At 72.0% G+C, this 24,338-nt stretch carries 23 protein-coding genes; 15 read left to right on the top strand and 8 right to left on the bottom strand.

All coding sequences use genetic code 11. From position 1 onward, the window contains the following. Nucleotides 1-16 precede the first annotated feature (16 nt). From ACTWJ8_RS08755 to ACTWJ8_RS08735, 5 genes are all read left to right on the top strand, one after another. Nucleotides 17-289: a phosphoribosyl-ATP diphosphatase gene (locus tag ACTWJ8_RS08755; RefSeq protein WP_356385535.1), complete on the top strand. Its 273-nt coding sequence runs from the start codon at nt 17-19 to the stop codon at nt 287-289. A gap of 57 nt (nt 290-346) precedes the next feature. Then, a complete protein-coding gene (gene hisG / locus ACTWJ8_RS08750) occupies nt 347-1,195 on the top strand; it encodes an ATP phosphoribosyltransferase (RefSeq protein ID WP_356385532.1) in 849 nt (282 codons plus the stop codon). Between the two features lie 9 nt (nt 1,196-1,204). Next, nucleotides 1,205-1,648 (top strand): PH domain-containing protein, encoded by a 444-nt coding sequence (locus ACTWJ8_RS08745; protein ID WP_356385529.1) that lies wholly within the window; start codon nt 1,205-1,207, stop codon nt 1,646-1,648. Nucleotides 1,649-1,882: 234 nt separating this feature from the next. Continuing rightward, on the top strand, nt 1,883-3,223 hold the full coding sequence (locus tag ACTWJ8_RS08740) for a hemolysin family protein (protein ID WP_443263511.1): 1,341 nt from the start codon (nt 1,883-1,885) through the stop codon (nt 3,221-3,223). Beyond that, entirely contained in the window at nt 3,220-4,302 is a 1,083-nt protein-coding gene (locus ACTWJ8_RS08735) for a hemolysin family protein (protein ID WP_356385523.1), read from the top strand. Before ACTWJ8_RS08740 ends, ACTWJ8_RS08735 begins: the two co-directional genes overlap by 4 nt. Nucleotides 4,303-4,339: 37 nt before the next feature. Here ACTWJ8_RS08735 and ACTWJ8_RS08730 read toward each other — a convergent pair whose 3' ends face one another. Together ACTWJ8_RS08730 and ACTWJ8_RS08725 are read right to left on the bottom strand one after the other, a co-directional pair. Next, on the bottom strand, nt 4,340-6,202 hold the full coding sequence (locus tag ACTWJ8_RS08730) for an AAA family ATPase (protein ID WP_356385521.1): 1,863 nt from the start codon (nt 6,200-6,202) through the stop codon (nt 4,340-4,342). A gap of 407 nt (nt 6,203-6,609) precedes the next feature. Continuing rightward, nucleotides 6,610-7,251 (bottom strand): uridine kinase family protein, encoded by a 642-nt coding sequence (locus ACTWJ8_RS08725; protein WP_356385518.1) that lies wholly within the window; start codon nt 7,249-7,251, stop codon nt 6,610-6,612. A gap of 204 nt (nt 7,252-7,455) precedes the next feature. Between ACTWJ8_RS08725 and ACTWJ8_RS08720 the strand changes: the two genes are divergently transcribed. Beyond that, nucleotides 7,456-8,850: a peptidase C39 family protein gene (locus ACTWJ8_RS08720; protein ID WP_356385515.1), complete on the top strand. Its 1,395-nt coding sequence runs from the start codon at nt 7,456-7,458 to the stop codon at nt 8,848-8,850. Nucleotides 8,851-8,907: 57 nt separating this feature from the next. On the opposite strand, the gene ACTWJ8_RS08715 is transcribed toward ACTWJ8_RS08720, so the two are convergent. Then, nucleotides 8,908-10,386, bottom strand: coding sequence for a M1 family metallopeptidase (locus tag ACTWJ8_RS08715; protein WP_443263510.1), 1,479 nt, complete (start codon nt 10,384-10,386; stop codon nt 8,908-8,910). Nucleotides 10,387-10,571: 185 nt separating this feature from the next. On the opposite strand from ACTWJ8_RS08715, the gene ACTWJ8_RS08710 reads away from it, so the two are divergent. The 5 genes from ACTWJ8_RS08710 (at nt 10,572) to ACTWJ8_RS08690 (ending at nt 15,978) form a co-directional block, all read left to right on the top strand. Beyond that, the gene (locus ACTWJ8_RS08710) at nt 10,572-10,724 is read left to right on the top strand and encodes an SCO1431 family membrane protein (RefSeq protein ID WP_356385509.1); all 153 of its coding nucleotides are present in this window, start codon (nt 10,572-10,574) and stop codon (nt 10,722-10,724) included. Between the two features lie 135 nt (nt 10,725-10,859). Further along, nucleotides 10,860-11,519 carry a TetR/AcrR family transcriptional regulator gene (locus ACTWJ8_RS08705; protein ID WP_356385506.1) on the top strand — a complete coding sequence of 220 codons (660 nt, stop codon included), beginning with the start codon at nt 10,860-10,862 and terminating at the stop codon, nt 11,517-11,519. Between the two features lie 178 nt (nt 11,520-11,697). Beyond that, entirely contained in the window at nt 11,698-12,861 is a 1,164-nt protein-coding gene (locus tag ACTWJ8_RS08700) for an acyl-CoA dehydrogenase (protein WP_443263509.1), read from the top strand. 890 nt (nt 12,862-13,751) lie between these two features. Continuing rightward, nucleotides 13,752-14,831 carry a hypothetical protein gene (locus ACTWJ8_RS08695; RefSeq protein WP_443264846.1) on the top strand — a complete coding sequence of 360 codons (1,080 nt, stop codon included), beginning with the start codon at nt 13,752-13,754 and terminating at the stop codon, nt 14,829-14,831. Nucleotides 14,832-14,859: 28 nt separating this feature from the next. Next, nucleotides 14,860-15,978, top strand: coding sequence for a phosphotransferase family protein (locus ACTWJ8_RS08690; protein WP_443263508.1), 1,119 nt, complete (start codon nt 14,860-14,862; stop codon nt 15,976-15,978). Between the two features lie 4 nt (nt 15,979-15,982). Here the strand turns inward: ACTWJ8_RS08690 and ACTWJ8_RS08685 are convergent, their stop codons facing one another. After that, nucleotides 15,983-16,435: a hypothetical protein gene (locus ACTWJ8_RS08685; RefSeq protein WP_443263507.1), complete on the bottom strand. Its 453-nt coding sequence runs from the start codon at nt 16,433-16,435 to the stop codon at nt 15,983-15,985. A gap of 244 nt (nt 16,436-16,679) precedes the next feature. Between ACTWJ8_RS08685 and ACTWJ8_RS08680 the strand changes: the two genes are divergently transcribed. The 4 genes from ACTWJ8_RS08680 to fxsA all read left to right on the top strand — a co-directional run bounded on the left by ACTWJ8_RS08680 (nt 16,680) and on the right by fxsA (nt 20,751). Next, nucleotides 16,680-17,120, top strand: coding sequence for an Lrp/AsnC family transcriptional regulator (locus ACTWJ8_RS08680; RefSeq protein ID WP_356385494.1), 441 nt, complete (start codon nt 16,680-16,682; stop codon nt 17,118-17,120). Nucleotides 17,121-17,198: 78 nt separating this feature from the next. Beyond that, nucleotides 17,199-18,812: an amidohydrolase gene (locus ACTWJ8_RS08675; protein WP_443263506.1), complete on the top strand. Its 1,614-nt coding sequence runs from the start codon at nt 17,199-17,201 to the stop codon at nt 18,810-18,812. 510 nt (nt 18,813-19,322) lie between these two features. Next, a complete protein-coding gene (locus ACTWJ8_RS08670; RefSeq protein ID WP_356385489.1) occupies nt 19,323-20,108 on the top strand; it encodes a polyprenol monophosphomannose synthase in 786 nt (261 codons plus the stop codon). A 46-nt stretch (nt 20,109-20,154) separates the two neighbouring features. Continuing rightward, nucleotides 20,155-20,751, top strand: a complete 597-nt coding sequence (fxsA, locus tag ACTWJ8_RS08665; protein WP_356385487.1) for an FxsA family membrane protein — start codon at nt 20,155-20,157, stop codon at nt 20,749-20,751. A gap of 87 nt (nt 20,752-20,838) precedes the next feature. Here fxsA and ACTWJ8_RS08660 read toward each other — a convergent pair whose 3' ends face one another. The 4 genes from ACTWJ8_RS08660 to yczE form a co-directional block, all read right to left on the bottom strand. Beyond that, nucleotides 20,839-21,213, bottom strand: coding sequence for an RNA polymerase-binding protein RbpA (locus ACTWJ8_RS08660; RefSeq protein WP_109379407.1), 375 nt, complete (start codon nt 21,211-21,213; stop codon nt 20,839-20,841). A 257-nt stretch (nt 21,214-21,470) separates the two neighbouring features. After that, the gene (locus tag ACTWJ8_RS08655) at nt 21,471-22,826 is read right to left on the bottom strand and encodes an MFS transporter (RefSeq protein ID WP_356385484.1); all 1,356 of its coding nucleotides are present in this window, start codon (nt 22,824-22,826) and stop codon (nt 21,471-21,473) included. A 53-nt stretch (nt 22,827-22,879) separates the two neighbouring features. Further along, nucleotides 22,880-23,647 (bottom strand): glycerophosphodiester phosphodiesterase, encoded by a 768-nt coding sequence (locus ACTWJ8_RS08650; protein ID WP_443263505.1) that lies wholly within the window; start codon nt 23,645-23,647, stop codon nt 22,880-22,882. Further along, nucleotides 23,644-24,318: a membrane protein YczE gene (yczE, locus tag ACTWJ8_RS08645; protein WP_443263504.1), complete on the bottom strand. Its 675-nt coding sequence runs from the start codon at nt 24,316-24,318 to the stop codon at nt 23,644-23,646. Before yczE ends, ACTWJ8_RS08650 begins: the two co-directional genes overlap by 4 nt. Nucleotides 24,319-24,338 lie beyond the last annotated feature (20 nt).

Below are 24,338 nucleotides of genomic sequence, written 5' to 3'. Positions count from 1 at the left end.
TAAAGTAGACGCCACCATGTCCAATAAGACGTTCGAGGAGCTCTTCACCGAGCTCCAGCACAAGGCAGCCAACGGCGACCCCGCCACGTCCCGCACCGCAGAGCTGGTCGGCAAGGGCGTCCATGCCATCGGCAAGAAGGTCGTCGAGGAGGCCGCCGAAGTCTGGATGGCCGCCGAGCACGAGGGCAAGGACGCCGCCGCCGAGGAGATCTCGCAGCTCCTCTACCACGTCCAGGTGATGATGGTCGCCCGCGGCATCTCCCTCGACGACGTGTACGCGCACCTCTGAGCCGTACGCAGCCCACCGCCACCCCAACGCACCACCTACGCAAAGGAATCCGACCTCATGCTGCGCATCGCCGTCCCCAACAAGGGTTCACTCTCCGGACCTGCGTCGGACATGCTGCATGAGGCCGGATACCGGCAGCGCAAGGAGTCCAAGGAACTCGTCACGGTCGACCCGGACAACGAGGTCGAGTTCTTCTACCTCCGCCCCAAGGACATCGCGATCTACGTGTCCTCGGGCAAGCTCGACATCGGCATCACCGGCGAGGACCTGCTGATCGACTCCGGCGCCCAGGCCGAGACGATCCTGCCGCTCGGCTTCGCCCGCTCCACGTTCCGTTTCGCGTCGCGTCCCGGCGCGGTCAAGGACGTCGCCGACCTGGCGGGCAAGACGATCGCCACTTCCTACGAGGGCATCGTCGCCAAGTACCTCTCCGAGCGCGGCGTCGAGGCCAACGTCGTGCACCTCGACGGCGCCGTCGAGACCGCCATCGAGCTCGGAGTCGCCGAGGCCATCGCCGACGTCGTCGAGACCGGCACCTCGCTGCGCAACGCCGGCCTGGAGGTCTTCGGCGAGCCGATCATGCGCTCCGAGGCCTGCGTCATCCGCCGCAAGGGCGACACCTCGGACGACCCCAAGGTGCAGCAGTTCCTGCGCCGCCTCCAGGGCGTCCTCGTCGCCAGGACGTACGTGATGATGGACTACGACTGCCGCGCCGAGCACCTGGAGAAGGCGGTCGCCCTCACCCCCGGCCTGGAGTCCCCGACGGTCTCCCCGCTGCACAACGAGGGCTGGGTCGCCGTCCGCGCCATGGTCCCCGCCAAGGACGCGCAGCGCATCATGGACGACCTGTACGCCCTCGGCGCCCGGGCCATCCTCACCACGGCCATCCACGCCTGCCGCCTCTGAGGACCTGCGATGTCGGACACCCCTGACCTTCCCGTCACCTTCCGTCCGGGGCGCACCCGCGCGATCCTGCACGCCCTCGGCGCGGCGTCCTTCGTCGTGATCACGATCGTCGCGCTGCTCCTCGCGGGCCTGAGCCCGGGGGAGAAGGCGAGCTTCGTCTTCACCGGGGCTCTGTTCTGGGCCGTGCTGGGGCTCCTGGCCCGCCCGAAGGTCGTCGCCGACGCGGACGGCGTCACGGTCGTCAACGTGGCCCGCAGCCGCCGCCTGGCCTGGGCGGAGATCGTCAAGGTCAACCTGCGACCCGGCGACCCCTGGGTCTTCCTCGACCTGACGGACGGCACGAGCATGGCCGCCATGGGCATCCAGCCCGGCATCGCCAAGCAGTCGGCCATCCGCGACGCCAAGGCGCTCCGCGCCCTGACGGAGTCGGCCCACGCATCGACAGGCAGGTAAAGCCCCTGCGGCCGGGCGCAGCCCCTGACGCACAGGCCGCCCGCTTGATTAATCTGGTGCCGGGGCGTGCCCACCGCGCCGCCCCGCCCCCGCCCGCCGAACCGGCGGAGCCAGGGGGCTCCTGCTGACCAAGGAGTGACTCCCTCCAGCGATGGACGGATCGTCCGGTAGTACCTGCGCCGCCCCCTCCCGACACAGCGCCCCCGAGGCGCACATGTCCCCGGAGGCGGCGGCATGACCATCCCGTTGCTGCTCCTCGCGGCCGCCTTCGTCCTGATCCTCGCCAACGGCTTCTTCGTCGCGGCCGAGTTCGGCCTCGTCACGGTGGAGCGCCCCGACGCCGAGAAGGCCGCGGCGGCGGGCGACAAGCGCGCCCGCACCGTCGTACAGGCCCTCAAGCAGCTGTCGTTCCAGCTGTCCGGCACCCAGCTGGGCATCACCATCACCTCGCTGGTCGTCGGCATGCTCGCCGAACCGGCCCTGGCCGAGCTGCTCAACGCCCCCTTCACCGCGATCGGCATCCCGGAAGGGGCCGTCGGCGGTGTCTCCGTCGTCGTCGGCATGCTCCTGGCCTCCGCCGTGCAGATGGTGGTCGGCGAACTCGTGCCGAAGAACTGGGCGGTGTCGAAGCCGCTCCAGGTCGCCCGTTTCGTGGCGGGACCGCAGCACGCCTTCTCCCGCCTGTTCCGCCCGGTGATCGCCCTCCTCAACGCGGTGGCGAACCGTCTCGTCCGCGCCCTCGGCGTCGAGCCAGCCGACGAGCTGGCCTCGGCCCGCACGCCCGGCGAACTCGTCTCGCTGGCCCGCCACTCCGCGCAGGCCGGCGCCCTCGAGCAGGACACGGCCGACCTCTTCGTCCGTACGCTCTCGCTCGCCGAGCTGACCGCGCAGCACGTCATGACGCCGCGCGTGAAGGTCAGCGCGCTCCAGGCGTCCGCGACCGCGCAGGACGTCGTCAACCTGACGCGCGCCACGGGCCTGTCCCGCTTCCCCGTCTACCGGGAGCGGATCGACGAGATCATCGGCATGGTCCACCTCAAGGACGCGCTCGCGATGCCGGCGCACGAACGGTTGCGCACGCCGGTGAGCCGGATCGCGCAACAGCCGCTCCTGGTCCCCGAGACCCTCCCCGTACAGCCCCTGCTCGCCCGTCTGCGCAGCGAGCAGCCGATCGCCGTCGTCGTCGACGAGTACGGCGGCACGGCCGGGGTCGTCACCCTGGAGGACATCGTGGAGGAACTCGTCGGCGAGGTCCGCGACGAGCACGACGGTCTCGACCTGCCCGAGCTGGCCGCCGCCCCGCCCGAGGACGGCCGCCCCGCCTGGGACGCCGACGGCGGCTGCCGCGTCGACATCCTGCGCCGCATCGGCCTGGACGTCCCCGAAGGCCCGTACGAGACGGTGGCCGGCCTGGTCGCCGACCTCCTGGGCCGCATCCCGGCCCCCGGCGACAAGGCCGAACTCCCCGGCTGGCGCCTGTCGGTGCGGGCCGTCGACCACTACCGGGCGGAACGCGTCCGCATCGTCCGTACGTCGGACGCCCCGAAGCCGGCGCTCCTGGGGGCGGCCCGATGAGCGCCCTGCAACTCGTCTTCGCGGCCCTGCTGGTCCTGGCCAACGGCTTCTTCGTCGGCGCGGAGTTCGCCCTCGTGTCGGTCCGCCGCAGCCAGATCGAGCCGATCCCCGGCAAGCGCGCCAAGCAGGTCCTGTACGGCCTGGAGCACCTGCCGCAGATGATGGCGGCGGCCCAGTTCGGCATCACGGTCTGCTCGCTGACCCTCGGCGCGGTCGCCGAACCGACGGTGGCGCACCTCCTGGAACCCGTCTTCGAGGCGGCCCACGTCCCGCACGGCATGATCCATCCGCTCGGGTACGTGATCGCGCTCGCGGCCGTGGTCTTCTTCCACCTCGTCATCGGCGAGATGGTGCCGAAGAACCTGGCGATGGCGGCGCCGGAGAAGACGGCGCTGTGGTTCAGCCCGGGACTCGTCGCCTTCGCCCGGCTCTGCAAGCCGGTCACGGTGGCCCTCGGCGCCTGCGCCCGCCTGATCCTCAAGCTGTTCCGGGTCGAGCCGAAGGACGAGGTGGAGGCGGTCTTCACGAGCGAACAGCTCAACCGGCTCGTGGAGGACTCCGGCCAGGCCGGCCTGCTGGCGCCCGAGGAGCAGGAGCGCCTCGACAACGCCCTGGAGCTGGGCTCCCGCCCGGTGACGGACGTCCTGATCGCTCGCGCCTCACTGGTCACGGTGGGCCCGGGGGTCACCCCGGCCGAGATCATCGAGCTCACCGGCCGGACGGGCTACTCGCGCTTCCCGATCTGCTCCGACGACGGCGCGTTCATGGGCTATCTGCACGTCAAGGACGTCCTCGACCTGATCGAGGGCCCCGACACGGACCGCGCGGTCCCGCAGCAGCTGTGGCGCCCGATGGCGACGCTCCGCTCGGAGCTTCCGCTGGACGACGCCCTCACGGTGATGCGCCGCGCGGCCACCCATCTGGCCCAGGTCGCCGACGCCTCGGGACGCACCCTCGGCCTGGTCGCTCTCGAGGACGCCCTGGAACTCCTGGTGGGCGAGGTCAACGACCCGACCCACCGCGCTCCGGAACCCACCGGCATCCCCTCCTCCCGCAAGCGCGAGGAGGCGTTGGCGTAACCCGTCGGGGCCAACCCATCGGGGCCGTCCGCGCCGGTCAACCGCCGGACGGCCCCCGCCCCGACAGCACCTCGCCGTAGGCCTGCATGAGATCCGGCAGCCGCAGCGTGGCCAGGTCGTCCCGCGTGGGCTCGACCGCGTACCCGGTCAGCCGAAGGTCGCGGTACGCGCACGACTTCTCGTACAGCGTCCGCAGGAACCGCCCGTTCCCGAGCTCGTCGATCCACCCCTGGTCGACCACGTGCCCGGCGATGGACCGCAGCTCGTCCAGCGCCTCCTCGTCCCACACGTCCCCGTTCTCCGCCGCCAGCACCTCACCGATCGAGGTGAGTTCGAGCGGCCGGTACGACGGGAAGTCGACCCGCGTCGTGAACCGCGAGGAGAGCCCGGGGTTCGCCGCGAGCAGCCGGTCCATGCCCTCCGGGTAGCCGGCGAGGATCACCACGAGGTTGTCCCGGTTGTCCTCCGCCCGCTTCAGGAGCACCTGAAGCGCCTCGTCGCCGTACGCGTCGCCCTTCCCGTAGCCGGAGTTGGACAGCGCGTACGCCTCGTCGACGAAGAGCACACCCCCCAGCGCGGAGTCGATCAGCTCGTTCGCCTTCACGGCGGTCTGCCCCAGGTACTCGCCGACCAGGTCGGCCCGCTGCGCCTCCACGAGGTGGTCCCCGCCGAGCAGCCCGAGCGCGTAGAAGACCCGCCCGAGGATCCGCGCCACGGTCGTCTTGCCCGTGCCCGAAGGGCCGGAGAAGACGAAGTGCCGCTTGGGCGGCTGCACCGGAAGCCCCTGCCCGGCCCGCAGCCGCGCCATGTTCAACTGCGCGGACAGCGCCTTCACTTGGCGCTTCACGGGCTCGAGGCCCACCATCCGCTCCAGCTCGGCCAGCGCCTCCTCCAGGAGCACCGGATCCGTGCTGGAGGCGGGCGGCGGCGCGGGCACCGGCACCACGGCCTTCTCCCGCACCACGTCCGCGTCGTCGCCGCCCGCGCCGCCGGTCGGCGGCAGATCGGGCTCGGACACCTTGAGGTCCCGCCCGTCGCTCTCGTACAGCGGATCGCCGGTGTCGGTGTCGAGCCCGTCCTGGTACCCGGTCATGGACAGCGTCGCGAGGTCCGAGCCGTCGCCGAAGTCCCCGTACCCGTCCCCCTCCGCGATCGCGGCGAGCCGCGCGGAGGTGTCCATGAACGCCGGGTCGACCCGGTGCACCGCCCGGTACAGGGGGAGCGCCGCCGCCGAACGGCCTGTGCCCTCATGGGCCCTGGCCAGCCAGTACCGCAGCTCCTTGCGCTGCGGCTGCTCGCTGCGGCAGCGCATCAGGGCCGACGAGAGCAGCGGCTCCGCCTGCCCGAACATCTCCAGGCGCACCCGCGCCATGCCGCCGAAGAGACCGGCCTCGATGCCGAGCATCGGGTCGTCGGTCAACGGATCGGTGTGCCGGACCAGTTGCTCCCAGTCCTTCACGAGATACGAGCGGCAGGCGTGCAGGAACCGCACCTGCGGGTCCGCGTCGAACGGCGGCAGCGTCGCCAGCGCCCGGTCCAGGTCCGGGACGTGCCGCCCGTCCAGCCAGTGCGAGGCGTGCGCGAGCAGCAGATCCCGCGGGTGCTCGAGGACCGGCTGCACCCACCAGCCCAGCCAGTACCAGGAGTTGAGCGTGCGACGGTGGCGTACGCGCTGCTCGCCGAACCGCTCGCGGTGCCGGAACATGCGCAGCAGCGCCGTCGTCGTGTCGACGCGCAGGGCGTGCAGCCCGAGCCAGCCGTCGGCCATCCCCGGGTCCATCCGTACCGCCGTGCGGAATTCCTCCTCCGCCTGCGGATAGGCGCCCATGGTGTAGGCGTCGACGCCTCGCAGCCAGGCGAGGTCGGCCGGGCCGGCCTGTGCACCGGTGCCGAAGTCCATCACGTCCCCCACAAACCGTGCCCCCGATGAACCGCTCTGTCATGGACGGGAGTTGTCACGATGCGGACAGCGAGCCGTCCGTAGACCGCACCGAGGGCATCGTACCTGCGGGGGCGAGGTGGACCGTAGGGCGCAAGCCGGACGGATCGGGGCGCGGCGGGGGTGATTCGGCGCAGGTGAGCGCGGCGCGCGGTGGTGACCCAGGGTGAGCGGGGAACGCCTCGGCGCGCTCGGTAAGGGGCATTGCGGGCAGAACGAAGCCCCCGATCACGGGGGAACAACCGGGGGCTTCGCGTCTGCGGGCGGTCTCGAAAGGCCGCACATTGAGAACGTAAGTCCTGTACGGCCCCCCGGTCAAGCAGAGTTGAGGCTCTCGTGGAAAGTGGCGGAAGGGTGTTTCCAGAGGTTCACCGCACCGCTGGCGGTCCGTCACGGTGAGTGACGGACGCCTTCAAGGGTGGGATCCCGCCAGGCCCTTCCCGCACCTCGTACCCCTCTGGACACTCCCGTACCAGGAGGTGCGCGAAGGGGAGCGACGGGTTCTCTTTGAAGTGCCTGCGTTCCGCTGGGATCCAGCCGTCCCAGAACGTCCGCTGCGCCTCTCCGTCCCGCGCCCTGCCACGCGCCCATGCCGTCTCTTCGGCCATGTCCAGCCACGCCAGCAGCGCCAGCTCCGGCCGCACCTCGCGGCGCCCCGCTCCCACGCCCTCGACCAGGACGACGTCGGCGGGCGGCAGTTCGCGCTCGGCGGTGAACCGGCGCGCGGTCCAGTCGTACGTCTCGTAGCGCGCGGTCGCGCCCCGGGAGAGCGGGTCGAGGACCTGGGCGCGCAGCCGGTCCGTCCAGGCGAAGAGGGCGTCGTGGCTCGCGATGTCGTCGAGTCGCAGGACGGGCGCCCCGCCGAGGGCCTCGGCGAGCCGGGTCGCGAAGGTCGACTTGCCGGAACCGGCGTGCCCGTCGATGCCGACGAGGCGCACGGGGCCGCACGAGGGCGGCAGCCGGCGGATCCGGGCGGCGCAGTCGGCGAGGGGCACAGGGTGGTAGCTCACGGCCGCAAGGGTACGACGGGGGCCGGATCGGTTTCGCGCACGCCGCCGCAGGTCATGCCAGTGGTGAAGACCAATATTGGTGCCGGTGGTCCGGCGCGAAACGCTGGTGGAAATCCCGCCCCGGCGGCCATAGTTGGCGCACTCTGTCACGTCAGTCTCCGTCTCCGTCACGTCCTTCCGACCCGACGACCGAGGGATCAGCAGATGACCCGACCCGAAACCCCGTCCCCGCTCTCCCGCAGAACCGTTCTGGCGGCGGCCGCGGGCGCCGCGCTCGCCACGACGGCCGCGGCCGGCACCGCCCGCGCCGCCGCCGGCTCCCAGGGATCCGCCCCGACCGCCCGGAAAGCGCCCGTGAACCGCCTCGTGGACAACCGCACCTGGACGACGGCCGTCGACTGGCGCTCCGGCACCGCGCACGGCACGCGCGTCGTGGGCGGCGCGCGCCCCGGCGTGACGATCGACGCGCCCGCCGGTACGACGACGTACAAGGACCCGCACCTGAACAGGACGGCCGAGTGGGAGTACGCCGAGTGGCTCTCCCCGATGCACGCCCTCTCGGTCCCCGCCACGGAGGTCATCACCTCCTGGAACGCACGCACCCCGAAGGGCACCTGGATCCAGATCGAGCTCCAGGGCACATACACGGACGGCGCCGAGACGCCCTGGTACGTGATGGGCCGCTGGACCGCGGGCGACGACAAGGACGCCGACATCCGCCGCACGTCCGTGGACGACCAGTCCGACGGGAAGTCGAGCATCTGGACGGACACGTTCTCCATCGACGACGCCGCCTCGGGCCTGCGCCTGGTCTCGTACCGGCTCCGTCTGCGGCTGCTGCGTGCTCCGGGCTCCAAGGCGGCGCCCACGGTGTGGCGGCTCGGCGCGATGGGCTCGGACGTCCCCGACCGCTTCACGGTCCCCGCGTCCACGCCGGGCCTCGCCAAGGAGCTGAAGGTCCCGCGCTACTCGCAGAACATCCACGCGGGCCAGTACCCGGAGTACGACAACGGGGGCGAGGCCTGGTGCAGCCCCACGTCCTCACAGATGATCATCGAGTACTGGGGCAGGAAGCCGACGGCGGAGCAGCTCGCCTGGGTGAACCCCGCGTACGCCGACCCGCAGGTCTGCCACGCGGCCCGTCATACGTACGACTACCAGTACGAGGGCTGCGGCAACTGGCCGTTCAACGCGGCGTACGCGGCGACGTACAAGGACCTCCAGGGCGTCGTCACCCGGCTCTCCTCGCTCACCGACCTGGAGACGCTGATCGCGGCCGGCATCCCGGCCATAACGTCCCAGTCGTTCCTCAAGGAGGAGCTGACCGGCGCGGGCTACGGCACGTCGGGGCACCTGATGACGGTCATCGGCTTCACCGCCGAAGGCGACGTGATCGCCAACGACCCGGCCTCGCCCGACGACCCCGCGGTGCGTCGCGTCTACAAGCGGCGCGAATGGGAGAACATCTGGCTGCGTACGAAGCGCTACAACGCCTCGGGGAAGGTCGTCTCCGGCACCGGAGGCGTCTGCTACCTGTACTTCCCGGCGCACCCGACCGAGAAGCAGCGCAAGGCGCTGGCGGCCGTGGGCGTGCGCTGACCGCCCGGTGTGGTCTCCTCGCGCGCGTGCCGCGCCGCGAGGAGACCACGAGGCGCCTCAGCCGGTGACGACGGGCTTCACCACCCAGTCCGGACGGCCCGGCATCGGCGGGGTCTTCGCGCCGTACAGCCACGGGCGCAGGAAGCCCGTCAGGTCCTGGCCCGCGACCTTCGAGGCCAGCTTCATGTAGTCGGCCGTGGACGCGGTCTTCCCCCGGTACCGGGAGATCCAGGCCCGCTCGATCCTCCCGAAGGTGTCCGCGCCGACCTGCTCGCGCAGTGCGTACAGGACGAGCGCGGAGCCGTCGTAGCGCATGCGCTTGAAGAGGTTCGGCTCGGTGGGCTCGGCGGGGGCGCCGTAGTCGTGGCGCCACTGGTCGTGGTTCTCGTAGGCGGTCTTCATGGCGGCCTCGAAGCTGTCGCCGCCGTGCTCCTCGGAGTACCAGCGCTCGTAGAAGCGGGCGTGGCCCTCGCTGAGCCACAGGTCGGACCAGCTCGCGATGCCGACGCTGTCGCCGAGCCACTGGTGGGTCAGCTCGTGCACGAGATTGCGCTCCGCGTCGACCTTGGTGCCGAGCAGGTCCGCCTTGGGGACGAGCGACAGCGTCTGCGTCTCCAGGGCGACCCCGAGGTCCGTGTCGCCGACCAGGACGCCGTACCGGTTGAAGGGGTAGGGGCCCAACTTCTCTTGCAGCCAGGTCAGATGTTCGGGCGTGAGGTCGCGGTACTGCTTGGTCGGTGCCACGAGATCGTCGGGCACGACGTCGCGCAGCGGCAGCCCGCCGGGGCCCTTGCTGTCGATCAACGTGAACTTCCCGACGGCCAGTTGGACCAGCTGGGTGGCGATCGGCTGCTCGGACTCGTACGTCCAGCGGATCCGGCCGTCGGCGCGCGCGGTGCGGTCGACGAGGCGCCCGTTCGCGACGGCCGTGCGGTCGGCCGGGGTGGTCACGCGGAAGGTGAACGGGGCGCGGCTGCTCGGATGGTCGTTCGCCGGGAAGATCATCTTGGCGCCGTTGGGCTGCGGGTACAGGACCGTGCCGTCGGGCGTCGGGATCCAGCCGTAGTCCTCGATCGCGTCGTCGCGGTGGCGCACCTGCGTCGGATCGGCCGTGTACGCGACCTTCACGGTGAAGGCGGCGCCCTTGGGGATCGGCGCTGCGGGCGTGACGACCAGCTCGTCGCCGTCCCGCCGGGTCTCGGCCGCGCGGCCGTTCACGGTCACCGAGCGCAGCTCGTTCCCGGCGAAGTCGAGGTCGAAGCGGGACAGCGCCTGGGTGGCGGTGGCCCTGATCGTGGTGGCGGCGGCGAACGGGGTGCGCGGAGCCTGCCAGTCGAAGTCGAGCGTGTAGTGGCGCACGGTGTAGCCGCCGTTCCCGTCGAGCGGGAACATCGGGTCGCCGAGGCCCGCCGCGCCCGGCGTGGGCGTGTCGGTGGCCGCCCGGGAGACGGCCGCCGGGCCGGTGAGCGCCGCGGCGACGGTGATCGCGGCGGCGAGGACGAGACGGGTTCTGCGGCGTGGTGTCCGGTACGTCATCGGGAACCTTCCGGTCGGACGGAACGCGTCGCAGTGTGGGACGCACGATCCGGCGGCCCGGTTGTACGTGACCAAGCTCTCGGCCGCACCCCTGCGATCCGATGGCAAGGTGGAAGTGCGCGCCACAGGGGGCACGGGCGCAGCCGGGGGAGTCAGGACCAGCACCGCGACCCGAGCGAGACACCATGACCGCAAGCTCTGCCACCGCCTCGACCACGACCGCGCGCGCCCGCACCGGCGGTCCGGACGACGACGGTCCCAAGATCCTCGAACACGTCATGGGCTGGACCCTCGTCGTGGTCGTCGCGATGCTCGTCACGCAGCTCGGCTGGATGTGACCCGCCCGTCGCCCACGGCGACGTGACGCCCCGCCCTCACGGCCCCGTCCGGGCCGCCGTGAGGGCGCCTCGGAACCGGCGCGGAAAGTGCCATACTGCGGCTTCCGCAGGAGCTTGCCGAGACCAGGGCCGGAAGTGAACACCAGCCATCAGCGGGAGCGCGCGACCGACCGCTCCACCGCCCGCCGCGCCGAACTCATCGCCATCGGCCGCAAACTGTTCGCCGACACGTCCTACGACGCGCTGTCCATGGACGACATCGCCCGCCACGCGCGCGTGGCGAAGGGATTGATCTACTACTACTTCGCGTCCAAGCGCGGCTACTACCTGGCGATCATCCAGGAGTCCGTCGGCGCCCTCGTCGACGGCGCCAGCAGCGTCGGCGACCTGGCGCCCGTCGACCGCGTGCACCGCACGGTCGACGGCTATCTGCGCTACGCCGAGCGGAACCAGGCGGCGTACCGCACGATCGTCACCGGCGGCGTGGGCTTCGACGCCGAGGTGCAGGCCATCAGGGACGAGGTGCGCGACGCGCTGATCGAGACCATCGCACGGGCCGCGTACGGCACCCCGCACGTGCCACGGCTCGCACGGACCGCGCTGCTCGGCTGGCTGTGCGGCGTCGAGGGCATCACGCTCGACTGGATCGGCCACCACGAGCCCGAACGGGACGCCGTGCGCGCCCTCCTGGTCCGCACGCTCGACGGCACGCTGCGCGTCATCGAGGAGTTCGAGCCCGCGTATCCGGCCCCGGTGCTGCACCGCGCGGGCCGCTCGTGGAAAAACTTTGAGTAAGCGGTCGTTAACCAGTGACGTGACGCTCCGGATCGGGAATACTCAACACGCCGCGGCCGCTTGGTCTGCGCTTTCCGTGATCCGGGAGGGCAGCATCGGCCCGGCAGTGACCATCCGGCGCCGCCCGCTCACCCGGCGGGTGCCGCCGCAGGGCCCGCCCAGGGAGGAGAGCGTCGCCATGCCGGAGCCAGGAGTCGAGCGTCAGCTGCCGACGGACGAAGCTCAGGATCTGATGCGGCTCGTCCGCGACATCGCGCAGCGGGAGATCGCCCCGCGCGCGGCCGACGAAGAGGAAGCCGGCCGCTTCCCGCGCGAGACCTTCGGACTGCTCTCCGAAGCGGGCCTGCTGGGCCTGCCGTACGACGCGGAGTTCGGCGGCGGCGAGCAGCCGTACGAGGTGTACCTCCAGGTCCTGGAGGAGCTCGCGGCCGCCCGTCTGACCGTCGGTCTCGGGGTCAGCGTGCACTCGCTGGCCTGCCACGCGCTCGCGAACTTCGGGACCAAGGAGCAGCGCGCCGAGCACCTGCCCGACATGCTGGGCGGCGGCCTGCTCGGCGCCTACTGCCTGTCCGAGCCCGCATCCGGCTCCGACGCGGCCTCCCTTCGTACGAAGGCGGTGCGCGAGGGCGACGACTGGGTGCTCACGGGCACGAAGGCCTGGATCACGCACGGCGGCGTCGCCGACTTCTACACGGTGCTGGCCCGCACCGGAGGCGAGGGCGCGCACGGCATCACGGCGTTCCTGGTCCCCGGCGACGCACCGGGCCTGAGCGCGGCCGTCCCCGAGAAGAAGATGGGCATGAAGGGCTCGCCCACCGCCCAGATGCACTTCGACGGGGTGCGGGTGAGCGACGCGCGCCGGATCGGGGACGAGGGGCAGGGCTTCCAGATCGCCCTCTCGGCGCTCGACTCGGGCCGGCTCGGCATCGCGGCCTGCGCGGTCGGCGTCGCGCAGGCCGCGCTCGACGCGGCGGTGGAGTACGCGAGGGGGCGCGCCCAGTTCGGCCGGCCGATCGCCGACTTCCAGGGGCTGCGCTTCATGCTCGCGGACATGGCGACCCAGATCGAGGCGGGTCGCGCCCTGTATCTGTCGGCGGCCCGGCTGCGGGACGCGGGGCGGCCGTTCTCCAAGCAGGCCGCCATGGCGAAGCTGCTGTGCACGGACGCCGCGATGAAGGTCACCACGGACGCGGTGCAGGTCCTCGGGGGGTACGGCTACACGGCCGACTTCCCCGTGGAGCGCCTGATGCGGGAGGCGAAGGTGCTCCAGATCGTCGAGGGCACCAATCAGATCCAGCGGATGGTCATCGCCCGCCACCTCGCCGGTCCTGAATCGCGCTGAACTCGCCCGGGCGCACGGTGGGCGCGACGAGCCGCGCCCACTCCGGGTCGTCGCGCCCCGGCAGTGTCCTGCCGCGCTCCGTCCAGGCCGTGATCATCTGCTGGTAGATCGGCGGATTGTGCGGTCGGAGCCGCGGCGGCTGCGGCTGGGACGGCCGGGCCTCCTGGGGGCGGGGCGGCTGCGGCCGGGGGAGTGGCTGCGGTCCCGCCGGCTGGAGCGCGGGCGGCTGCGGGGCGGGGGCGACCGGTGCGGCCTGCGGGGCGGGTGCGCCCTGTGGGGCCGGAGCGGCCTGAGGGACCGGTGTGGGCTGTGGGGTCGATGCGGCCTGCGGGGCGGATGCGGCCGCCGGAGAGGCCGGGGCGGCCGGGAAGGACGGTGAGCCCGCCCCGGCGGGGGGCGTCGCGGGCCGCGGGGACGATGCGGCCTGCGAGCTGCGCTGAACCTGTGACGTGTGCGGGGACTGCGGTTCCTGTGGCACCTGCTGGGCCTGAGGGAGCGGGTGGGACGTGGGCGACGTGGGGGACTGGCGGCCCTGCTGAACCGATTCTGCGGTAACCGGCACCAGGATGCGCCTGCGTCGTCCCGTGGGCGCAGGTGCCGAGGTCTGCGTCGAGGTCATGCCCCTTCAACGAAAGGGGGACGGCGGGGTCACTGGTTGACGAATTCGAGCGTCAGTTCATGCCCTCCCCGTACGCGTGGCGCGGAGCGTCGAACATCTGGCCAGTGGCAGCGAGCTGACGTACCGTCAACTCCGCCGCCGGGCGGGCCGCACCCCTACCGGGCGACGTCAACGACCGTGCGCCCAGGGAGGTTTGCCCGTGTCCGCAGACGAGGCCGTCGACCGTCCCGTCGCCTTCGACGAGTACCCCGTGCACCAGGTCCCGCTGTCGATGAAGCACGTCGCCACCAGCGACCGCAACGCCTACGACCGCTGCATCTTCCATGTCGTCGACCCCGACGGACGGTTCCTGCTCATCCTCGGCCTCGGCGTCTACCCGAACCTCGGAGTGATCGACGCCTACGCCACCCTGCGCGTCGGCGACACCCTGCACGCGGTCCGGGCATCGGACGCCCTGCGCGACGACACCCGGATGAGCATGCGCGTCGGCCCCCTGCACATCTTCGTCGAGCGCCCCCTCAAGGACTTCGTCCTCTCCTGCGCCGCAGACCCGGACGACCCGGACGGACTCTCGTACGAGATCAACTGGAGCGCCGACTTCCCCGCACTGTGGGAACCGCACCACACCCAGCGCAGGGGCGCGCGGCTCACCCTGGAGGGCAAGCGGTTCGTGCAGGCCGGGCGGTGCAGTGGGTGGCTGAGGATCGGCGGCCGTGAGGTCGGTCTCGACCGCTGGACCGGTACCCGCGACCGGAGTTGGGGCGTGCGCCCCGTGCCGGGGGAGGAGGGCGGCCGAATCGCGCAGGAGCACCCCACCGAGGGCTTCCACTGGATCTGGTCGCCGATCCGCTTCGACGACCGCTTCCTCATGGTCATCACCCAGGAGGACGCCGACGGCTACCGCACGCTGAACGACGCCACGCTCGTCCGTGAGGGCCACCGCGACCGCCAACTCGGCTGGCCGCACACCGACATCGCCTACCGCCCCGGCACCCGCCACCCCGAGAGCGCCGTCATCCACCTCGTGGATCCCGTCGGCCGCAAGCCCGTCGAGGTGGGCGTCGAGATCCTCGCTTCCTCGCCGCTGGCCGTCGGCGCGGGCTACCCGCCGGCCGACGACTGGCAGCACGGCACCTGGCGCGGGCGCGACTGGTGCGACCGCCGCAGCTACGACCTCTCGGACCCCACGGCCCACCCGCGCGCCGCGTACGGGGTCGTCGACCACGCGGCCCGCTTCACCCTCGACGGGCAGGTCGGGCACGGCATCTTCGAGCACGGCAGTTTCGGCCGCCACGACCCGAGCGGCTTCACGGGCTTCGACTCGGTGGCCCCGGCCGAGGAACGTCCGTAACCACCCGCCACGGACAGGGAGTCAGGCGATGGCGACAGCCCCCCGACAGTCAAGGCCCCGCACCTCCACCCGCGAGCCCGAGGAGATCGCCAGGCGGCTCACCGCCTGGCTCGGCCGTCGGCTGCCGGGCGCGAAGGCGGTGAACGTCACCGTCCCCGAGTCCAACGGCATGTCGAGCGAGACCCTCCTCTTCGACATCGAACACCCCGAACCACCCGTACGGGCCTGCGCGTTGCGGCTCGCCGCCGACCCGTCGGCGTACACGATCTTCCCGGTGTACGACATGCCGCGGCAGTACCGGACGATGCGGCTCGCCGCCGAGCGCACCGGGATTCCGGTGCCGCGCGTGCTCTGGCTGGAGGAGGACGCCGGGCCGCTCGGCGCGCCCTTCTTCGTCATGGAAGGGGTCGCGGGCCGGGTGCCGCCCGACGTCATGCCCTACACGTACGAGGGGAATTGGCTGCACGAGGCGAGCGACGCCGACCGGGAGCGACTGGAGGCCGCGAGCGTCCGCGTGCTCGCGCGGCTGCACGACGGCGTGCCGGCGTCCGAGGCGGACTTCCTCGAACTGCCGGGGCCGGGCAGCCCGCTGCGCCGGCATGTCGAGGCCCAACGCGCGTACTACGCCTGGGTGGTGGCGGGCCGAAGCCCCTCACCCCTCATCGAGAGCGCCTTCGCGCGCCTGGAGGAGCTGTGGCCGCGCGAGGAGGGCCCCGCGGTCCTCAACTGGGGCGACGCCCGGATCGGCAACATCATCTATGCGCAGGACGGCTTCGAGCCCGCCGCGGTCCTCGACTGGGAGATGGCCGCGCTCGCCCCGCGCGAGGTCGACCTCGGCTGGACGATCTATCTGCACCGCTTCTTCCAGGACCTCACCGAGACCTTCGGCCAGCGCGGACTGCCGGACCTCCTGCGCCGGGACCGCGTCGAGAGCCGGTACGCGCGACTGACCGGCCACACGCCGCGCGACATGGACTTCCACACGCTCTACGCGGCCCTGCGGCACGCCGTCGTGATGCTCCGCGTCGCCTACCGGCAGATCCACTTCGGCGAGGCCGTCGAACCGGCGGACCCGGACACGCTGATCCTGCACCACGACAGTCTGCGGGCCATGGTGCGGGGCGACTACTGGGCCGAGCGGCGGTAGCGGATCAGGCGGCGGCTCGGCGGTAGGGCTGGTCGGGCACCCGGATGGGCCGCGAGCCGGGACCGCCGACGTGCGAGAACGGCTGCGTGCGCCAGTCCAGCCCCTGAGGGAGCGTCAGAAGGAGCGCGGCGTCCTGCTCCTGAGCGCCCGCCAGGTCGTCCGTGGGCAGCGACTCCGCGACGGTTCTGCCGCTGCCGGCGCACACGGTCAGCCCGAACGGGTCCCAGGGGGACGTGACATAGGCGTGCTCCGGCAGTACGTCCTCCTCCGCGAGGAGGGCGATGGCCTTGCCGCAGTCAGGGCAGGCCACCCGGTACATCTCGAACGTCTCGTAGCCGTCCGCGTCGTCCCCCTCGGCGTCGAAGAGGACGGGTTCGACGCCCTCCGGCTGGGGCTCGGTGACCGCCTGCTGGCGACCGCGCGCGCCAGGACGTCCGGAACGCTTCACACTCTGCATGGGATTCTCCCCCTCGGGTGGGCCGGCCGCTGATGTCCATGGGTGGCGGCCTCGGCCACAGCAAGCATTTCCCGCCCGGTCGTCGAGGTAATCGCCGCATGCCGGTGGACACGGTCGGATGCCTGTGGCGTTCGTCACATGTCGAATGCGCTTGCCCGTCCCGCGGTAGACGTATCGCCCATCTCGCCGCCGTCTGCCGCTTTCCGGTATCCGCGAGGATCAAGGGGCGGGTAGGTTCGGCGGCATGGAGGAGCTCGACCGACAGATTGTGCAGCTGCTCGTCAAGGACGGGCGGATGAGCTACACCGACCTGGGCAAGGCCACCGGCCTGTCCACGTCCGCGGTGCACCAGCGGGTGCGCCGCCTCGAACAGCGCGGCGTGATCCGTGGCTACGCCGCGGTCGTCGACCCCGAGGCGGTCGGGCTGCCCCTGACGGCGTTCATCTCGGTGAAGCCGTTCGATCCGAGCGCCCCCGACGACATCGCGGAGCGCCTCGCGGGCGTGCCGGAGATCGAGGCGTGCCACAGCGTGGCCGGCGACGAGAACTACATTCTCAAGGTCCGCGTGGAGACCCCGCACGGCCTGGAGGACCTCCTGGCCCGCGTCCGCTCCCTCGCCGGCGTCTCCACCCGTACGACGGTGGTCCTCTCCACTCCGTACGAGGCGCGGCCCCCGCGGATCTGAACTCCGCCCGCCGCGACGCGGGCGGAAAAGGGACACCCCGGTCGTGGCCGCGGGCCGCGGGCACGGGAAACTGTCTGCATGAGCACGCCCCCCAGCCCCCGCACCGTACTCCTGCGCAGAGGCGAGATTCACAGCCCCGCCGACCCCTTCGCCACCGCCATGGTCGTGGAGGCGGGCCATGTCGCCTGGGTCGGCTCGGAGGGCGCGGCGGACTCCTTCGCGGACGGCGTGGACGAGGTCGTCGACCTCGACGGCGCCCTGGTCACCCCGGCGTTCACCGACGCGCACGTGCACACCACGTCGACCGGCCTCGCCCTGACCGGTCTCGACCTCACGGCCGCCCGCACCCGCGCCGAGGCCTTGACCCTCGTCCGGGACCACGCCGCGGCCAACCCCACCGACCGCGTCCTCCTCGGCCACGGCTGGGACGCCGCCCGCTGGCCCGACCGCGCGCCCCTCACCCGCGCCGAACTCGACGAGGCCACCGCGGGCCGTCCCGTCTACCTCACCCGCATCGACGTGCACTCGGCCGTCGTCAGCACCGCCCTTCTCGACCTCGTCCCCGGCGTCGCCGACCGCCCCGGATTCGACGCGGAGGGCCCGCTCACCCGCGACGCCCACCACGCCGTGCGCGCCGCCGCGTTCGCCGCCGTGGGCCCCCAGCAGCGCACGGAGGCCCAGCGCGCCGCCCTCCAGCACGCCGCCTCGCTCGGCATCGGCTCGCTCCACGAGTGCGCGGGCCCCGACATCTCCTCCGAGGACGACTTCACCGGCCTCCTCGACCTCGCCCGCTCCGAGCCGGGACCGCGCGTCGCCGGCTACTGGGCGGACCGCGACATCCAGCGCGCCCGCGGCCTGGGCGCGCTCGGCGCCGCCGGGGACCTGTTCGTCGACGGCGCCCTCGGCTCCCACACGGCCTGCCTGCACGAGCCGTACGCCGACGCGTCGCACCAGGGCACCGCCTACCTGTCGGCCGACGACATCGCCGCCCACGTGGTCGCCTGCACCGAGATCGGCCTCCAGGCGGGCTTCCACGCCATCGGCGACGCCGCCGTCACCGCCGTCGTCGACGGCATGCGCGCCGCCACCGAGAAGCTCGGCCTCGCGCGCGTGCGCGCAGCGCGGCACCGCGTCGAGCACGCCGAGATGCTCAGCCCCGAAACCGTCGCGGCGTTCGCCGAGTTCGGCCTCACCGCCTCCGTGCAGCCCGCCTTCGACGCCCTGTGGGGCGGCGAGGACGGCATGTACGCCGACCGCCTCGGCGCCGAGCGGGCCCGCACCCTCAACCCGTACGCGGCCCTCCTGAAGGCCGGTGTGCCGCTCGCCTTCGGCTCCGACAGCCCGGTCACCCCGCTCGACCCGTGGGGCACCATCCGCGCCGCCGCGTTCCACCGGACGCCCGAACACCGGGTCTCCGTACGGGCCGCCTTCACCGCCCACACGCGCGGCGGCTGGCGCGCGGTCGGCCGCGACGACGCGGGGATCCTCGTCCCCGGCGCTCCCGCGGACTACGCCGTGTGGCGTACCGACGAGCTGATCGTGCAGGCCCCGGACGACCGTGTGGCCCGCTGGTCGACCGATCCGCGCTCCGGCACGCCGGGACTCCCGGACCTCTCGCCGGGCTCTCAACTCCCGGTCTGCCTGCGGACGGTGGTGTTCGGTCAGACCGTGTTCGTACGGCCGGACGAGTGATAACCGCGCCGCCCAGGACTTCGATCTTGGCGCGGCACGGTCCCGTACGACCTGCGAATCCTCGGCGCTGACCAGGGGAGTTCGCGGAGAGGCGCAGGTCGAACGGCTGTTGACAAGGCGCCGAGGTCGACGGGTAGGTTCGGCCGAGTCCACCACCTCCAGGCACGACCGGGGAAGTCCAGGCAGTCGTTGAACGCAGCTGGGTCAGGGGGTGGTGCGCCGCACCGGCGCACCGCCACTGGGAGCCAGGCTCAGCGCCCGCGCCACGGGGCGCTGGAACGTTCCGGCCGGTCGGCCAGGTGCGACCCGGGTGGGGCCCGGGCGTTCAGTAGACAACGGCTTTCGGTCGACCCGCAGCCAGCGGGCCCCAGGTCGGCCCGAAGGACGCCCGGCCCCGATCCGCAGTCCCCCAGCCCATGTCTCCTCGGCCCGTCCAGGGCGCCTTATCGGCGTGAACTGGGGTGCTCGCTATGGTGGTCCCCTTGTGGACGGAAGTTTTAAGGGGAAGCTGTGAACGACGGCGGTGGGCGGAAGTTCGGCCCTCTCGGCACGACCTTGGTGATCATCCCGACCTACAACGAGGCGGAGAACATCAAGCCCGTCGTGGGCCGGGTCAGGGAGTCCGTGCCCGCTGCACACGTCCTGATCGCCGACGACAACAGCCCCGACGGCACCGGAAAGCTCGCCGACGAGCTGGCGGCCGACGACGATCACGTCCACGTCCTGCACCGCACCGGCAAGGAGGGCCTGGGCGCCGCGTACCTCGCGGGCTTCGCCTGGGGCATGGAGCACGGCTACGGCGTCCTGGTCGAGATGGACGCCGACGGCTCCCACCAGCCCGAGGAGCTGCCCCGCCTGCTGACCGCGCTCAAGGGCGCCGACCTGGTCCTCGGCTCCCGCTGGGTGCCCGGCGGCCGGGTCGTGAACTGGCCCAAGCACCGCCAGTTCATCTCCCGCGGCGGCTCCACGTACTCCCGGCTCCTCCTGGACGTCCCGATCCGCGACGTCACCGGCGGCTACCGCGCCTTCCGCCGCGAGACCCTGGAGGGACTCGGCCTGGAGGAGGTCGCCTCGCAGGGCTACTGCTTCCAGGTCGATCTCGCCCGGCGCGCGGTGCAGGCCGGCTATCACGTCGTCGAGGTCCCGATCACCTTCGTGGAGCGCGAGCGCGGCGACTCCAAGATGAGCAAGGACATCGTCGTGGAGGCCCTGTGGCGGGTCACCACGTGGGGCGTCGGGGCGCGGGTCGGCAAGGTGGTCGGCCACAAGCCGGACGATCGCTCTGAGCGATCTTGATCCCCCGCTTACGCCATTCGGACCCGGCCCCAGGCAGACTGGGGGCATGACCACTGGCACTCCGCCTCGCAACCCGTCCTCCGGAGCCCGTCGCTCCGGGCTCCGCCGCTATCTGCCGCTGTGTGTCGCGGCCTGGATGGTCCTGGAGATCTGGCTGCTCACCGTGGTGGCGGGCGCGATCGGCGGATTCACGCTCGGCATCCTCCTGGTGGCCGGGATCGTGCTCGGCGCCGTGGTGATGAAGTCCGCTGGGCGCCGCGCGTTCAAGAACCTCACGGAGACGCTCCAGCGCCAGCAGAGCGGCGTCCAGGACCCCGCCAAGGCCGCGGAGCAGCGCTCGCAGGGGAACGGGCTGCTGATGCTCGCCGGGCTCCTCCTGATGATCCCCGGGCTCGTCTCGGACCTGCTCGGCCTGCTGCTGCTCGTGCCGCCGCTGAGGACGGCGCTGAGCAAGTACACGGAGCGCACCATGGAGCGGCGGATGGGCGCCGCGGCGGGCCGCAGCCCGTTCGGGGACGCCTTCCAGCAGGCCCGCATGCGGCAGCCCGGCAGCACCGTGATCCAGGGCGAGGTGATCAGGGACGACGAGCGGCCGGGACCGCGTGGCGACGACACGGACCCGCGCCCGCCGCTCACGCCCTGAGCGTCGGGAACATGCGGAACGGCCGGGGGCCGGACACGTGACGTGTCCGGCCCCCGGCCGTTCTGTGCGCGCTGCGCGCCGCGTGGGTCAGGCCGACTTGCGGCTGTCCCGCGGGTGCACCGCGATGTTCATCGCGCCCGAGCGCAGGACCGCCAGGCGCTCCTCGAGGACCTCTTCGAGCTCCTCGCGGGTGCGCCGCTCCATCAGCATGTCCCAATGCGTACGGGCCGGCTTGCCCTTCTTCTCCTCAGGGCCGTCACCGTCCACGAGAAGTGCCTGGGCCCCGCAGACCTTGCACTCCCACTCCGGCGGGATCTCGGCCTCCACCGAGAAGGGCATCTCGAAGCGGTGCCCCTTCTCGCATGCGTACTCCACGGCCTGGCGCGGGGCCAGGTCGATGCCGCGGTCCGTCTCGTAGCTGGTCACTACGAGGCGCGTACCGCGAAGAGCTCGCTCACTCATGAATCGTGCCTCCCGGGCTTGTCGCCCACAGGACAGGTGTCGCTGTCGTCGTCATCCGGTCAACGTCCGGTCGGCGGTAAAGATTCCCGGTTTCCGGGTTATTGCGTCGCCGTCGTAGCCGCCCCTTGTTGTACCCACCGGTGACCGCTTTGTCACATCTCACGCAGGATGTCACCCAGCGTTTCGCGATCTAGACGTGCAGTAACGGTACGCCTGGCAGGCCAACCGCGTACACTACCGGGCTTTGCCTTCAGGTGCTAAATCCGGGCGGGCACGGAATTGCCCGCGTCGCGCACCGCGCGTTGCACCGGAACCCGTGCGAGCAGGACAAAACCGATCGCGAAGAAGGCCACAAGCGACACGATCGCGTCACGGTAGCTCCCGGTCAGCTGGTACGCGAGACCGAACACCAGGGGCCCCACCCAGCTCATCCCGCGGTCGCTCATCTCGTACGCCGAGAAGTACTCGGCCTCCTTGCCCGCCGGGACCAGATGCGAGAACAGCGAGCGGGACAGCGCCTGCGTGCCGCCCAGGACGAGCCCGATGCCCGCGGCGAGCACGAAGAACCACGCGGGCTCACCGGCCGGCAGGAAGTACCCGGCCCCGATCGTCGCCGTCCACGCGACGAGGGAGCCGAGGATCGTGCGCTTCGCGCCGTACACGCGCGCGAGGCGGCCCATTCCGAGCGCGCCCGCCACCGCGAGGATCTGCACGAGCAGCACCGCCACGATCAGCGTCGACTGGCCGAGCCCCAGCTCCTCGGAGCCGTACACGGAGGCCTGCGAGATCACCGTCTGCACGCCGTCGTTGTAGACGAGATAGGCCAGCAGGAAGGAGAGCGTCAGCGGGTGGCGGCGCATGTCCTTCAGGGTGGCCAGCAGCTGGCGCGGGCCCGATGCCGTGCCGCCCGCCGCGGGCTGTGCGCGCCGGTCGCGCAGGCGGCGCAGCGGCACCAGGGTGAACGCGCCCCACCAGACGCCCGCCGACGCCAGACAAATGCGCACCGCCGTGGCCTCGGAGACGCCGAAGGTGTCGTGGGCCGTGTAGAGCACCAGGTTCGCCAGGAGCACGAGCGCGCCCGACGCGTATCCGAAGGCCCAGCCGCGTGAGGACACCGCGTCGCGCTCCTCCGGAGGCGCGATCTGCGGCAGGTACGCGTTGTAGAGCACCATCGACACGGCCAGCGAGGCGTTCGCGACCACGAGGAGCAGCCCGCCGAGCAGATAGCGGTCGCCGTCGAGGAAGAACATCCCGGTCGTCGCCGCCGCGCCCAGATAGGCGGAGAGTGCCAGCAGCGGCTTCTTGCGGCCCGTCCGGTCGGCGGCCGCGCCCGCGAGCGGCATCACGAAGATCGCCAGGATGACCGAGAGGGACACCGAGTACGCGAAGAAGGAGCCGGCGCTGACCGGGATCCCCAGGGGGTGCACATAGCCGTCGGCGTCCGCCGCGGCCTTGGCGACCGAGGTCAGGTAGGGGCCGAGGAACACCGTCAGGACGCTGGTCGAATAGACCGAGCACGCCCAGTCGTAGAAGTACCAGCCGCGCTGCTCGCGCTTGCGCTCGGCGGCGGGTGACGCCTCCGGCGCCGCCTCCCGCGCGATCTCGGTGCCCACCCGTGTCCCCTTGCCGTGCCGTTCCGGCCGTCAGACGTCGCGGGATGTGGCGGTCAGACCCACGCCCCCCGGTCCTTGAGGACGTCCCGCAGCGTCTCGATGTGATCGGAAACTATGCCATCGACCCCGAGGTCGAGAAGACGTCGCATCTGACTCTCGTCGTTCACCGTCCACACGTGGACCTGCAGCCCGCGCGCGTGGGCCGCCTGCACGAAGCGGTGGTCGACCACCCGGACCCGCCCGTGCGTCACCGGCACCTGGGCGCAGACCGCCGAGCGGCGCAGCGCGGTCGGCATCCCGTACGAGCGCAGGCGCAGCCCAAGGACGCCCCGGGTGCCGTACGACGTGGCGAGGCGGGGGCCCGCGAGGGCCTGCGCGCGGGCGACGCGCGCCTCCGAGAACGAGCCGACGCAGACGCGGTCCCACGCGCGCGTGCGGCGCAACAGGTCGAGGAGCGGGTGCAGCGCGGGCTCCGCCTTCACGTCCACGTTCCACCGCACATCGGGGAACGCCTCGAGGAGGTCCTCGAAGAGCGGCACCGGTTCCGTGCCCGCCACGCGCGCGTGCCGGACCGTCGACCAGGGGAGGTCGGCGATCCGGCCGCTGCCGTCGGTGACCCGGTCGAGCGTGGTGTCGTGGAACGCGACCAGACGCCCGTCGGACGTCGCGTGGACGTCGGTCTCGATGTACCGGTAGCCGAGGTCCACGGCGCGCCGGAACGCGGCGACGGTGTTCTCCAGGCCGTCCGCCGCCCCGCCCCGGTGGGCGAGGGCGAGCGGCCCCGGATGGTCGAGGTAGGGGTGGCGTACGTGCGTGGTCACCGTCGCAGTATGGCCCGCCCGGGTGAGCCGCCGGCGACCGCGGTGGAGCCGGCGGGCGACGCGGGGACGGCGAAGAAGCGCAGGAAGAACTGGGCCAGCGGGCCGATCGCCAGCGCGTACAGGACCGTGCCGACGCCGATCGTGCCGCCCAGGAGGAATCCGCTGACGACGACGGCGACCTCGATGACGGTGCGCATGAGGCGGATCGAACGGCCGGTGCGCTGGTGCAGGCCCGTCATCAGGCCGTCGCGCGGCCCCGGGCCGAACCGGGCCGCGATGTAGAGCCCGGTCGCGACGCCGTTGAGGACGATCCCGGCCAGCATCAGCGGAATGCGCACCCCGTAGGAGTGCGCGTCGGGGACGACCGCGAGCGTGCCGTCGATCGCGAGACCCACCACGAAGACGTTCGAGACGGTGCCCAGGCCGGGACGCTGCCGCAGCGGGATCCACAGCAGCAGCACGATCGCACCCGCGATGATCGACACGACGCCGATGGAGATGCCGGTCAGCTCGGCGAGCCCCTGATGGAGCACACCCCAGGGCTCCAGGCCGAGGCCCGCCTCCACGAGGAGCGCCGAACTGGCGCCGTACAGCGCGAGACCCACGTAGAGCTGCGCGAGGCGGCGGACGAGCGGGCCGCCGGGCGACAGAGCGGACGGTGACGCGGACAAGAGGAGCCCCCTGTAGTGGT

This window comes from Streptomyces sp. SDT5-1, assembly GCF_052245995.1.
GTDB lineage: Bacteria > Actinomycetota > Actinomycetes > Streptomycetales > Streptomycetaceae > Streptomyces.
This window is presented reverse-complemented; position numbering and strand designations above follow the sequence as displayed.